This is a genomic window from Pseudomonas sp. xss_2, assembly GCF_043104195.1.
GTDB classification, from domain to species: domain Bacteria; phylum Pseudomonadota; class Gammaproteobacteria; order Pseudomonadales; family Pseudomonadaceae; genus Aquipseudomonas; species Aquipseudomonas urmiensis.
This window is the reverse complement of the sequence record NZ_JBICKL010000056.1, coordinates 64,666-77,452: the sequence shown is the minus strand read 5'-3', so window position 1 is coordinate 77,452 and position 12,787 is coordinate 64,666. Positions and strand designations below refer to the sequence as shown.

General features: G+C 64.0%; 7 protein-coding genes. 6 read left to right on the top strand and 1 reads right to left on the bottom strand.

Annotated features, from left to right (window positions below):
* The first annotated feature begins 97 nt into the window (after positions 1-97).
* From recC to ACF8K2_RS13635, 6 genes are all read left to right on the top strand, one after another.
* Entirely contained in the window at positions 98-3,577 is a 3,480-nt protein-coding gene (gene recC / locus ACF8K2_RS13660; RefSeq protein ID WP_392465265.1) for an exodeoxyribonuclease V subunit gamma, read from the top strand.
* Entirely contained in the window at positions 3,574-7,251 is a 3,678-nt protein-coding gene (gene recB / locus ACF8K2_RS13655) for an exodeoxyribonuclease V subunit beta (RefSeq protein ID WP_392465264.1), read from the top strand. Before recC ends, recB begins: the two co-directional genes overlap by 4 nt.
* Positions 7,248-9,317 (top strand): exodeoxyribonuclease V subunit alpha, encoded by a 2,070-nt coding sequence (recD, locus tag ACF8K2_RS13650; RefSeq protein WP_392465262.1) that lies wholly within the window; start codon positions 7,248-7,250, stop codon positions 9,315-9,317. The genes recB and recD overlap by 4 nt, the downstream gene beginning before the upstream one ends.
* Before the next feature lie 91 nt (positions 9,318-9,408).
* Positions 9,409-9,984 (top strand): YfiR family protein, encoded by a 576-nt coding sequence (locus tag ACF8K2_RS13645; RefSeq protein WP_186554289.1) that lies wholly within the window; start codon positions 9,409-9,411, stop codon positions 9,982-9,984.
* Positions 9,981-11,231 (top strand): diguanylate cyclase domain-containing protein, encoded by a 1,251-nt coding sequence (locus ACF8K2_RS13640; RefSeq protein ID WP_186554288.1) that lies wholly within the window; start codon positions 9,981-9,983, stop codon positions 11,229-11,231. The genes ACF8K2_RS13645 and ACF8K2_RS13640 overlap by 4 nt, the downstream gene beginning before the upstream one ends.
* 63 nt (positions 11,232-11,294) lie before the next feature.
* Positions 11,295-11,750 (top strand): OmpA family protein, encoded by a 456-nt coding sequence (locus ACF8K2_RS13635; RefSeq protein WP_186554303.1) that lies wholly within the window; start codon positions 11,295-11,297, stop codon positions 11,748-11,750.
* A 72-nt stretch (positions 11,751-11,822) separates the two neighbouring features.
* On the opposite strand, the gene ACF8K2_RS13630 is transcribed toward ACF8K2_RS13635, so the two are convergent.
* Positions 11,823-12,773, bottom strand: a complete 951-nt coding sequence (locus tag ACF8K2_RS13630; RefSeq protein WP_368973628.1) for a LysR family transcriptional regulator — start codon at positions 12,771-12,773, stop codon at positions 11,823-11,825.
* Positions 12,774-12,787: the final 14 nt, after the last annotated feature.

Here is a 12,787-nt window from a genome sequence, read left to right as displayed (position 1 = left end):
TGGCTGAAAAGAAATGTGGCTGTGTGGGTTTCAGTTCGCAGCCCATCCCCATGATATGGTTCCTCCCCAGGACCGACTGCCCTCCAGAGAGTGCCCAATGGCAAATACCCCCTTGCACCCCGGCTTCATGATCGTTCACGGCAACCGCCTGGATGACCTGCGTAGCCTGGTTGTGAGCTGGATGCGTCGTTACCCGCTCGCGCCCCTGGAGAACGAAGTCGCCTTGGTACAGAGCAATGGCATCGCCCAATGGCTCAAGCTGGCCCTGGCCGAAGACCCACAGGACGACGACCAAGGTGGCTGTGGCATTGCCGCTGCCATCGATGTGCAATTGCCGGGTAGCTTCATGTGGCAGCTGTACCGCAAGGTCCTGGGCCGTGATGAAATCCCCGAAGTGTCCTTGCTCGACAAGGCGCCGCTGACCTGGCGGCTGATGCGCCTGCTCCCCGAGTTGATCGAGCGCCCGCATTTCGAACCGCTGCGACGCTTTCTGACCGACGACAGCGACCTGCGCAAGCGCTATCAGCTGGCCGAGCGATTGGCCGATCTGTTCGACCAATACCAGGTCTACCGCGCCGACTGGCTCAAGGACTGGGCTGGCGGTGAGCATGTGGTTAACAGCGCTCGCGGCGAGCGCAAGCCTTTGGCTCCCGGTAATCGCTGGCAGGCCGAGTTGTGGCGCGCATTACTCGAAGATGTCGGCCTGGAAGGCATGGCCCAGAGCCGTGCCGGGGTGCACCAACGCTTTATCGAGCGCATGCACAGCCTGGCGCAAGCGCCCAGCGGTCTCCCCGGCAGAGCGATCGTATTCGGCATCTCTTCCTTGCCCGCGCAAGCCCTCGAAGCCCTTGCTGGCCTGGCCCGTTTCAGCCAGGTGCTGTTATGCGTGCATAACCCCTGTCGCCACCATTGGGCCGATATCGTTGCCGACAAAGATCTGCTCCGGCACCAGTACAAGCGTCAACAACGCAAGCAGGGCATGCCGCTGCAATTGGACGACGACTCGCTGCACCAGCATGCCCATCCACTGCTGGCCGCCTGGGGTAAGCAGGGCCGTGACTACATCAACTTGCTCGATAGCTATGACGACCCCGCCAGCTACCAAGGGGTGTTCAGCGACGGTCGTATCGACCTGTTCAGCGAGGGCCAGCCGACCAACCTGCTCAACCAGCTGCAGGATGACATCCTTGAGTTGCGGCCTTTGGCCGAGACCCGCGACGTGTGGCCGCCAGTCGATCCCGGCAAGGATCGCTCGATACGCTTCCACGTCGCGCACAGTGCCCAGCGTGAAGTTGAAATCCTTCATGACCAACTGCTAGCCCGTTTCAGCGCCGACCCAACCCTGCGCCCGCGCGACGTTATCGTCATGCTGCCAGCGATCGATGACTATGCCCCCCACATCCGCGCGGTGTTTGGCCAGTTGGATCGCCATGATCCGCGCTATATCCCCTTCACCCTGACCGACCAGGGCCAGCGCGGTCGCGACCCACTGCTGATTGCCCTGGAGCACTTGCTCAAGTTGCCGGAAAGCCGCTTCGCGGTGAGTGAAGTCCTCGACCTGCTCGATGTTCCTGCGCTACGTGCTCGCTTCGCCATCCAGGAAAGCGATTTGCCAACCCTGCACCGCTGGATCGAGGGCGCCGGTATCCGCTGGGGCCTGAATGCCGAACAGCGCGCTACCCTTGGTTTGCCGCAAGGCCTGGAGCAGAACAGTTGGCGCTTCGGCCTGCGACGCATGCTGCTTGGCTACGCCGTTGGGGTGGGCGAGGGCTGTGATGGCATCGAACCTTATGACGAAATTGGCGGCCTGGACGCAGCCTTGATCGGCCCGCTAGTAGCCTTGCTCGATGCCCTCGATGTGGCCTGCCTGGCATTGTCGCAACCCGCCACCGCAGCGCAGTGGGGCGAGCGCCTGAACGCCTTGCTGCAGGTGTTCTTCCTGGCTGAAAACGAACACGACGAGTTTCTTCTGGTGCAGCTGCAAGACCTGCAAGACACCTGGCTGCAAACCTGCGACACCGTCGGCCTGCAAGACCCCTTGCCGCTGACGGTGGTGCGCGAAGCCTGGTTGTCCGGCCTGGATCAGGGCAAGCTGTCGCAGCGCTTTCTGGCGGGCTCGGTGAACTTCTGCACCCTGATGCCCATGCGTGCGATCCCCTTCCGGGTGGTCTGTCTGCTGGGCATGAACGACGGCGATTATCCGCGCGCCCAGCAACCCCTGGACTTCGACCTGATGGCCAGCGACTATCGCCCAGGTGACCGTTCGCGGCGCGAGGATGACCGCTACCTGCTGCTCGAAGCACTGCTCTCGGCCCGGGACCAGTTGTACGTCAGCTGGGTCGGTCGCAGCATCCGCGACAACAGTGAGCGTCCGGCATCGGTGCTGATTGGCCAGTTGCGGGATCACCTCGCAGCAGGATGGCGACTGGCCGGAGCCAAGCAAGGGCTGCGTGACGACCCTGGCCAGCAACTGCTGCACGCGCTGACCCAGGAGCACCCCTTGCAGCCCTTCAGCCAGCGCTATTTCCAGAAGGGCAGCCCGCTGTTCAGTTATGCCCATGAGTGGCAGGTATTGCACCAGACCGACGACTCGCCGCTTCCGGCTGATCAACCATTGCCACCGTATGTGAGTGACGAGCCACTGAACCTGGTGCAACTGCAGGACTTCTTGCGCCACCCGGTTCGGCATTTCTTCAGTCAACGCTTGAAGGTGTTCTTCGAGGCACTTGAAGCGCCGACTCCGGACGAAGAGCCTTTCGTCCTCGATGCGCTGCAGCGATACGGCCTTAGCGAGACCTTGCTGGGCGCAGCGCTGGCCGATCCAGACAACGCCGAACGCGCCTTGCTCACCCAGGCGCGTCGCCTACAGGCATGTGGCCTGCTGCCACTGGCGGGGTTTGGCGAGATCCTCCAGGCCGAGCTGATTCAGCCGCTGCCGGACCTGCTGCAACGCCATCGGCAACTGCTGCAGCGCTGGCCGACCCTGGTCGAGGGCGCCCTGCCGATTCACTTCGAACGCGGTAGCGATCGCCTCCAGGGCTGGCTGGGCCGGGTTTATCAGGCCGATGACCAGAGCTTGTTGAGCATCACCACCGTGCCCAACACCATCAGTGCAGGGCGCAACAACCTCAAGCGACATCGCCTGATCCCCGCCTGGGTGATGCACCTGGCTGCCTGCGCCGCCGGCTACCCGCTGCACAGCGCCCTGGTTGCCAGTGACCTGACCCTGCTGCTTGAGCCGCTACCACAGGCACAGGCCGTCGACCTGCTGGGCGATCTGCTGATCTCGCGCCAAGCCGCAATGAACGCGCCGCTGCCAGTGGCGGCCAAGACCGCATTCGCTTGGCTGGCCCAGGATGATGCCGACAAAGCCCTGGCTGCCGCTGCCCGCGCCTACGAAGGCGACGGCCAGAACAGCTTTGGCGAGCGCAGCGAAAGCCTGGCCCTGGCCCGGCAGTTTCGCGACTTTGCCGCGCTTACGGCTGATGAAACATTCGAAGGCTGGTGTGAAGCCCTGTACCGCCCCCTGTTCGCCGCGCCCTGGCAGACCCTGGGCAATCCGGAGAGTGCCGCATGACCCAGGCCCGCCCTTTGGCCTTGAGCTTTCCGCTGCATGGCAGCCAACTGATCGAAGCCAGCGCCGGTACCGGTAAAACCTTCACTATCTCGGCGCTGTACCTGCGCCTGATCCTCGGGCATGGCGACGAGCAGGGCTTTGGCCGCGAACTGTTGCCGCCGCAGATCCTCGTAGTGACCTTCACCGACGCCGCCACCAAAGAGTTGCGCGAGCGTATCCGCACCCGCCTGGCAGAAGCTGCGCGCTTCTTCCGTGGCGAGCTGGCCGACGCCGATCCACTGCTGCAGCTACTGCGCGACGACTATCCCGAAGCGCTTTGGCCACGCTGTGCCAGTCGCCTGGAGGTGGCCGTGCAGTGGATGGACGAGGCGGCGGTGTCGACCATTCACGGCTGGTGCCAGCGCATGCTTCGAGAGCATGCCTTCGACAGCGGCAGCCTGTTTACCCAAAGCCTGGAAACCGATCACAGCGAACTGCTCGGCCAGGTCATGCGTGATTACTGGCGCCGCTACTGCTACAGCATGCGTGGCGAAGCCCTGGCCTGGGTCCGCGCTCACTGGATCAGCCCCGATGCGTTGTTGCCGCGCATCCGCCCGCTGTTCGCCCGTGCCACAGCCGAGCAGGAAGAGGTCGAGCCGCAGGCGTTGATCGAGGCCACCCTGCAACAGCGCAGCGAGCAGCTTGGCCAACTGAAGGCGCCGTGGGCAGAGTGGGCCGAGCAGTTGCAGCAGATCTGCCGCGATGCCGTGGCAGCCAAGCAGGTCGATGGCCGCAAAATGCAGGCGCGCTTCTTCGAGCCCTGGTTTGACAAGCTGCGCAGCTGGGCCACTGATGAGCAGGCGCTGGAACTGGACCTGGGCACTGGCTTCACCCGTCTCACCCCGGCGGGCATGGCCGAGGCCTGGAAGGTTGGCGAGCCGCCGCAGCACCCAGCGCTACATGCCATGCAGAGCCTGCCTCAGCAGCTACAGGCGCTGCCTAGCCCCGATGTACGCTTGCTCGAGCACGCCGCCAACTGGGTATCTGCACGTTTCGAAGTGGAAAAGCGCCGCCGCGCTGAAATGGGCTTCGACGACATGCTCCTGCGTCTGCAGCACGCCCTTGGGCAAGAGGCTGGCGAACGCCTGGCCGGATTGATCCGCGAGCAGTTCCCGGTGGCGATGATTGACGAATTCCAGGACACCGATCCGGTCCAGTACGGCATCTTCGAGCGCATCTACCGGATCAGCGAGAATCGCACGGAAACCGGCTTGTTCATGATCGGCGACCCCAAACAGGCGATCTATGCGTTCCGCGGTGCCGACATTTTCACCTACCTCGCTGCCCGGCGCGCCACCGCAGGCCGGCTGCACAGCCTGGATACCAACTTCCGCTCCAGCCAGGCCATGGTCGGCGCGGTCAACCGCGTGTTCCTCCAGGCGGAGGCACGTGAGCAAGGACGCGGTGCGTTCCTGTTCCGCGAGGGGCAGGACAACCCCTTGCCTTTCATTGAAGTGAACGCCAAGGGACGCGGCGAGCGGTTGCTGATCGAGGGCCAACCGACCGCTGCCTTGCACTGCTGGCGGCTGGAAAGCGAAGAGCCGGTGACCAGCACCCTGTACCGGCAACAGTTGGCCGGCAGCTGCGCCAGCCAGATCGTTGCGCTGCTCAATGGCGGACAACGCGGCGTAACCGGCTTCAGCAACGCTGACGGCCTGCTGCGGCCCTGCCTGCCTTCGGACATCGCCATCCTCGTGCGTGATGGCCGCGAGGCGCAGTTGATCCGCAGCGAGCTGGCTGCCCGCGATGTGCGTAGCGTGTACCTGTCGGACAAGGACTCGGTGTTCGCCGCCCAGGAGGCCCATGACCTGCTGGCCTGGCTGAAGGCCTGCGCCGAGCCGGACTCAGAGCGCTTGCTCAAGGCTGCGCTGGCGAGCCTGACCCTCGACCAGTCGCTGGCCGAGCTTGAGCGCCTGAACCAGGACGAGCGGATCTGGGAAGACTGGGTCATGCGTTTTCGCCTGTACCGCGAGACCTGGCAACGCCAGGGCGTGCTGCCGATGCTGCGCCGCTTGCTGCACGACTTCAAACTGCCACGCACGCTGATCGCCCGCAGTGATGGCGAGCGGGTGCTGACCAACCTGCTGCACCTGGCCGAGCTGCTGCAACAAGCCGCTGGCGAGCTGGATGGCGAGCAGGCACTGATTCGTCATCTTGCGGAGAACCTGGCCGGTGCTGGTCAGGCCGGCGAAGAGCAAATCCTGCGTCTGGAAAGCGACGAACAGCTGGTCAAGGTGGTGACCATCCACAAGTCCAAGGGCCTTGAATATCCGTTGGTCTACCTACCGTTCATCTGCACCAGCAAGCCAGTCGATGGCCAGCGCCTGCCGCTGACCTGGCACGACGAACAGGGCAATGCCCACCTGACACTAACCCCGGATGAGCAGCAGATCGCCCGCGCCGACGATGAGCGCCTGGCTGAAGACCTGCGCCTGCTCTACGTCGCCCTGACCCGCGCCCAGCATGCCTGCTGGCTCGGCGTCGCCGACCTCAAGCGTGGCAACCAGAAGCACTCGCAGCTGCATCGTTCGGCCCTGGGCTATCTGCTTGGCGGCGGTCAGCCCCTGGCCGCCTCGCCGCAGCTCACGGACTGGCTACACGCCCTGCAAGCGGGCAGTACCCATATCGCCTGCGCCAGCGTGCCCGCGCCGGATGAGGTGCGCTATCTGCTCCCTGACGACGCCCGCGAATTGATGCCCGCACGCAAGCCGCGTCGGTCTGCCGCAGAGAACTGGTGGATTGCCTCCTACAGCGCCCTGCGCGTCGGCGACCAGACCCTGGGTGCCGACAGCTCGCAAGCCCAGCAGTTGATGGATGATGAGCGAGTCGATGCCCAACAGTTGCGTGAAATTCCTGCCGAGAGCGGCGACATTCATCGCTTCCCCCGTGGCCCAGGCCCAGGCACCTTCCTCCATGGGCTGTTGGAGTGGGCTGGGCGCGAAGGCTTTGCCGAAATCAGCGCCAACCCCGAATTGATCGAGCGCACCGTTGGCCAGCGCTGCAATCGGCGTGACTGGACCGGCTGGATCCCCGCCTTGAGCCAATGGCTTGGGCACATGCTCAACGAACCGCTGCCTTTACAGGCGCCAGGCGCGCAGCTGACCCTTGCGCACTTGCGGCAGTACCAGATCGAGATGGAGTTCTGGTTCGCCAGCCATCAGGTCGATGTGCTGCGCCTCGACCAGCTGGTGACCCGTCACACCCACGCTGGCGCCGCTCGGCCAGCGGCGCAGGCCTCCCAGCTCAATGGCATGTTCAAGGGCTTCATCGACCTGGCGTTCGAGCTGGACGGCCGCTATTACGTGACCGACTACAAGTCCAACTGGCTTGGCCCGGATACCCAGTCTTACAACGCGCTGGCGATGGAACAGGCGATCCTCGAACACCGCTACGACCTGCAGTACGTGCTCTATTTACTCGCCCTGCACCGGCAATTACGCGCGCGCCTGCCCGATTACGATTACGACCGCGATGTTGGCGGTGCCTTGTTCATCTTCCTGCGCGGCGCCAACCGCGCAGGTCATGGCCTGTATTTCGCCAAGCCGCCGCGTGAGCTGATCGAATCCCTCGACGCATTGTTCCGCGGCGCCCTTGCGCCTGAACAGCAGGACCTGTTTGCCGGAGCCGCGCCATGAGCCGACGTCTCGACGACCTATTGCCAACGCCGCTGCAAGCTGAGCAACTGGCGGCCCTGGCGCCGCTGAGGGACAGCAAGGATCTGCTGATCCTGCTCGACCGTTGGGTTGAACGCGGTTGGCTGCGTGCACTGGACCGGGCCTTCGTGGGCTTTCTCGAAGAGCGGGCACCTGGCAGCGATCCGCTGCTGTTGCTGGCGGCGGCCTTGGCCAGCCATCAACTGGGGCACGGGCATGTCTGCCTGGATCTGGCGCAAACCCTGGCCGAACCGGATTTCGCCTTGTCCCTGCCGCCAGAAGGTGACGCCCTGACGGGGCCGCTGCTGCTGCCCTCGCAACTGCTGGCCAACCTTGATCAAGACACCTGGCGCCAACGCATCGCGGCCAGTTCACTGGTCGCTGCCGGTAACACGCCCGATCAGAGCTCGCGGCCTTTGGTGCTCAGCGGCCTGCGCCTGTATCTGCGGCGCTACTGGAGTTATGAGCGCCAGATCGACGATGCGCTACGTCAGAGGTTGGCGGCGGATGAGTCGATTCCGCCGGATCTGCCTGCGCGTCTTGCCCAACTGTTCGAAGGTGGCGCGCCGGCCGGCCAGGTGGACTGGCAGAAACTGGCCTGCGCCTTGGCGACCCGCGCCGCGTTCAGCATCATCACCGGCGGCCCAGGCACCGGCAAGACCACTACCGTGGTGCGCCTGCTGGCGCTGCTGCAAGCCCCTGCGGTGGAGCAGGGCCGGCCCCTGCGGATTCGCCTGGCTGCGCCCACGGGCAAGGCTGCGGCGCGTCTGACCGAATCGATTGGCCAGCAGGTCGAGCGCTTGCAGGTGAGCGCTGAGATTCGTGCGCAGATCCCTACCGACGTCAGTACCGTTCACCGCCTGCTGGGGAGTCGCCCCGGCTCGCGGCACTTTCGCCACCATGCGGCCAACCCGTTGCCGCTGGATGTGCTGGTGATCGATGAAGCGTCGATGATCGACCTGGAAATGATGGCGGTGCTGCTCGACGCTCTGCCGCCCAAGGCACGCTTGGTGCTGCTGGGGGACAAGGACCAATTAGCCTCGGTGGAAGCCGGGGCGGTACTCGGTGATCTATGCCGGGATGCCGAGGACGGCTGTTACTCATCCGCGACCCAGGCTTGGCTGGAGCAGGTCGGTGGCCAGGCGCTGGGCGCTAGCGGCCTCAAGACCGGCGATGCCCAGCGCAACCCGCTGGCCCAGCAGGTGGTGATGCTGCGTCACTCGCGGCGTTTTGGTGAAGGCAGTGGTATCGGCCAGCTGGCACGCCTGGTCAATCGCCAGCAGGCACAAGAGGCGCGCGAGTTGCTGACGCACACACTTGCCGATGTCCATGGTCTTTCACTGCAGGGCGAGCATGATCGCCGGTTCGACCGGCTACTGCTCGACGGCCTGGGCAACGACGGGCCACAAGGCTATCGCCATTACCTGCGCACCATTGGCCGCCAGCGGCCGCAACCCGGCACGCCGCTCACGGATCCTCGTTGGGAGGTGTGGGCAAGCCAGGTCCTGCAAAGCTTTGAAGACTTCCAGCTGCTTTGCGCAGTGCGCAAGGGGCCTTGGGGGGTGCAAGGGTTGAACGAGCGCGTGAGCCGAGTGCTGCACAACGCCGGGCTGATCGACAGCCAACAGCCCTGGTACGAAGGCCGTCCGGTATTGGTCACCCGCAACGACTATGGCTTGGGGCTGATGAACGGCGATATCGGCATCGCCCTGCGCCTGCCTGACGAGCAGGGGGTATCGCTGCTGCGCGTAGCCTTCCCGCGTAACGATGGCAGTGGCGGTGTGCGTTTCGTCCTGCCTAGCCGGCTCAATGAAGTGGAAACGGTGTTTGCCATGACGGTGCACAAGTCGCAGGGCTCGGAGTTCAGCCACACCGCGTTGGTGCTGCCCGATGCGCTCAATCCGGTGCTGACCAAAGAACTGGTGTATACCGGCATTACCCGGGCCAAACACTGTTTCAGCCTGATCGAGCCTCGCGCAGGTATTTTTGAGGAGGCGGTCAAGCGCAAGGTGCGGCGGATTTCCGGGCTGATGCTGGAACAGGTCTGAGGCGCTGGGGTTGGGACGGACGTACACGCTTCCTGGCGGCGATATGCTATCTTTGCGGCATTATCTGACCTGATTTTGAGAGTTTTCCCACATGATGGTGGCTGTCTCGCCCTGGGGTCGAGTGACTGGCTGTGCCTTATCGCTGCTGCTGGCGGCCTTGATGCTTTTCGCCAGCCCCAGCCAGGCAGACACTGGCGCGACCACCGCCCAAGTGCAACAACGGGCCAAGGCTGTTACCCAGGTGGTGCTGGGCATTCTCAGCTATGCCCGTTGGCCGACAGAGCCTGTGCCGTTGCGATTGTGCCTGGTGGGGCCTACCGAATACGCCGACGACCTGATCAAGGGCAACGTGCAGAACTCTGGCCAGCCCCTGCAAGTCCGCCGCCTGTTGGCCAACGACCGGCGCATCGCCGGGGCTTGCGATGCGGTGTATATCGGCAAGCTCGACCAGGGCGAGCGCGATCATCTGTTTCAGGCCCTCAGCGGCCAACCGGTACTGAGCATCAGCGAGGCCGATGACCCGTGCACGGTCGGCAGCTTGTTCTGCCTGCGGGTGGGTGACCGTCAGGTGACCTTCGAGGTGAACCTGGACTCGGTAGCGCGTAGTGGCGTGCGCATTCACCCCAGCGTGTTGCAGCTGTCCCGTCGGCGAGCGGCGCAGCCATGATCGCCTCAGCCAAGCGGGTTATCCGCCCGACCCTGCGTGCCGTGCTCGGTCGTGGGCATCTCAGCGCCGCGCTGCTGGCGGTAGGTCTGGCGGGTGTTTCGGTAACGTTGCTAGGCGTCTTGGCTCTGCGCGTCTATGCCGACCACAACCTGCACCTGATCGCCCGCTCGATCAACTACACGGTGGAAGCCGCAGTGGTGTTCGATGACCGCGCTGCAGCCAACGAGGCGCTAGTGACGATCGCCGGCACCGAAGAGGTCGCCGATGCCAAGGTGTTCAACAACGATGGTGAGGAGTTGGCCCACTGGCAGCGTGAGGATGACGGCGTGCTCGCGCCGCTTGAAGCCATGGTTGCCAGCACCTTGCTCGAGCAGCCGATCAATCTGCCGATCATGCATCAGCAGCAAAAGGTCGGGCATATCGAGTTGATCGGCCAGGGCCGCAGCCTGCTGCGTTTCCTGCTCAGTGGTCTGGCCGGAGTGGTGCTGTGCACCATGCTCAGCGCGCTGGTTGCCAGCTACCTGTCGCGGCGCTTGCTCGGCGACATCATCCGCCCGTTGCGCAGCCTGGCTAGCGTGGCCCATGCCGCACGTCGCGAGCGCAGCTTCGACCGGCGCGTCCCTGAAGCGCAGATTGCTGAGCTGAACGAGCTGGGCAACGACTTCAACGCCTTGCTCGACGAGCTGGAAACCTGGCAGAGCCATCTGCAGAGCGAGAACGAGACCCTGGCCCACCTGGCCAGCCACGACAGCCTGACCGGCCTGCCCAACCGCGCCTTCTTCGAAGGTCGGGTAAGCCGCAGCCTGCGCAACGCGGCCCGGGAGCAGGAGCATCTGGCGCTGCTGTTCCTCGACAGCGATCACTTCAAGCAGATCAACGACAGCCTCGGCCACGCGGTGGGCGATGAAGTGCTGATCAGTGTGGCCAACCGCATCCGCGCGCAACTGCGCGAGCACGACCTGGTCGCACGGCTCGGTGGCGATGAGTTCGCGGTACTGCTGACCCCGCTGCACTCGCGCGAAGATGCCGAGCGCATCGCGGAAAAAATCGTCACCAGCATGAAGCTGCCAATTCAACTCGACGATGGCGACAGCCTCACCACCTCGCTCAGCGTAGGCATCGCCTACTACCCGGACGATGGCCAAGACCCGGCCAGTCTACTCAACGCCGCCGACGCGGCGATGTACCAGGCCAAGCGCAAGCGCCGTGGCCATTGGCAAGTGGCGCATACGGAACGTGGCGCTTGACGTGAAAAAAAGGAGCTAACCGTGATTCACCCGTTTTCCCAACTGCGTTTTCCTTTGCTGGCCATGCTGCTGGCGCTATTGACCCTGGGTGGTTGCCAGAGCGTGCCTCAGGGCCTGACGGCCGAGCAGGTGGCCGTGCTCAAGCGCGAGGGGTTCGCCCCGACCGAGGAGGGCTGGGCGTTCGATCTGTCTGGCAAAGTGCTGTTCGGCAGTGACCTGGACAGCCTCAATAGCCAGAGTCAGGACATCGTCGAACGCATTGGCAAGGCCTTGTTGAGCGTCGATATCCAGCGTGTGCGCGTTGACGGTCACACCGATGCATCGGGTAAGGCCGCCTACAACCAGCAACTGTCCGAGCGCCGTGCGCAGAGCGTGGCCAAGGCTTTGGTGGGCATCGGCATGCAGCCACAGAACATCCAGACCCGGGGTATGGGGAGTAGCCAGCCGGTGGCGGATAACAGCACCAGCAGTGGGCGGACTGAGAACCGGCGGGTGTCGATCGTGGTGGCGTCTGATTGAGTCACGTTGCCGCTTAAAATCAGTGGGGCTGCGAAGCAGCCCCAGAATCTTAAGTGCAAAGCAGTGGAATATTCACTCGCGAGCAAAACGCATCTCACGCGTTTCGCCCATCAACAACGGCGCATTCGCCTCGGTCACGTTGCGGATGTAATCCCACAGTAAGGTGATGCGCTTGAGCTTGCGCAGATCCTCCCGGCAATACATCCAAAACTGCCGGGTAATGTCCACTTCCCCAGGCAAAACGGTAATCAAACGCGGATCCTGCGCCGCCAGGAAGCACGGCAGAATCGCCAGCCCACGCCCTTGCAGCGCCGCCGTGTATTGGGCAATGACACTGGTGCTGCGCAAATGCGCATGGGCGTTGGGGATCAAGTTGGCCAGGTACAACAGCTCCGAGCTGAAGGCCAGATCGTCGACGTAGCTGATGAACGGATGAGCGGCCAGGTCGCTGACTTGGCGGATCGGCTCGTGGCTGTCGAGGTAGTCCTGCGTTGCATAGAGCCGCAAGCGGTAGTCACACAACTTGCAGCACACGTATGGCCCATGCTCGGGCCGCTCCAGGGCGATGACGATGTCCGCCTCGCGTTTGGACAGGCTGATGAAGTGCGGCAGCGGCAGGATATCCACCGAGATCGCCGGCCATGCATCGACGAAGTGGCTCAGCTGCGGGGTGACGAAAAAGCTGCCGAAGCCCTCGGTGCAGCCCATGCGCACATGCCCGGACAACGCCACGCCCGACCCTGACACCTGCTCGCACGCCATGTGCAGCGTGCTTTCGATCGACTCGGCATAGCCCAGCAAGCGCTGGCCCTCGGCCGTCAGGACGAAGCCGTTGGTCCGCGACTTTTCGAACAGCAAGGTGCCCAACGCGCCCTCCAGCGAGCTGATCCGGCGCGACACCGTGGTGTAGTCGACGCTCAAGCGTTTGGCCGCGCTGCTGGCCTTGCGGGTGCGCGCCACTTCAAGAAAGAACTTCAGGTCGTCCCAGTTCAGCGACCCGAGGGAGGTGAGGTCTTTTTGCATGATGATCCGGTTTT

Excerpts from the sequence above, each read along its gene's own strand:
- recC (WP_392465265.1), top strand. The coding sequence starts at position 98 with ATGGCAAATACCCCCTTGCACCCCGGCTTCATGATCGTTCACGGCAAC.
- recB (WP_392465264.1), top strand. The coding sequence starts at position 3,574 with ATGACCCAGGCCCGCCCTTTGGCCTTGAGCTTTCCGCTGCATGGCAGC.
- recD (WP_392465262.1), top strand. The coding sequence starts at position 7,248 with ATGAGCCGACGTCTCGACGACCTATTGCCAACGCCGCTGCAAGCTGAG.
- ACF8K2_RS13645 (WP_186554289.1), top strand. The coding sequence starts at position 9,409 with ATGATGGTGGCTGTCTCGCCCTGGGGTCGAGTGACTGGCTGTGCCTTA.
- ACF8K2_RS13640 (WP_186554288.1), top strand. The coding sequence starts at position 9,981 with ATGATCGCCTCAGCCAAGCGGGTTATCCGCCCGACCCTGCGTGCCGTG.
- ACF8K2_RS13635 (WP_186554303.1), top strand. The coding sequence starts at position 11,295 with ATGCTGCTGGCGCTATTGACCCTGGGTGGTTGCCAGAGCGTGCCTCAG.
- ACF8K2_RS13630 (WP_368973628.1), bottom strand. The coding sequence starts at position 12,773 with ATGCAAAAAGACCTCACCTCCCTCGGGTCGCTGAACTGGGACGACCTG.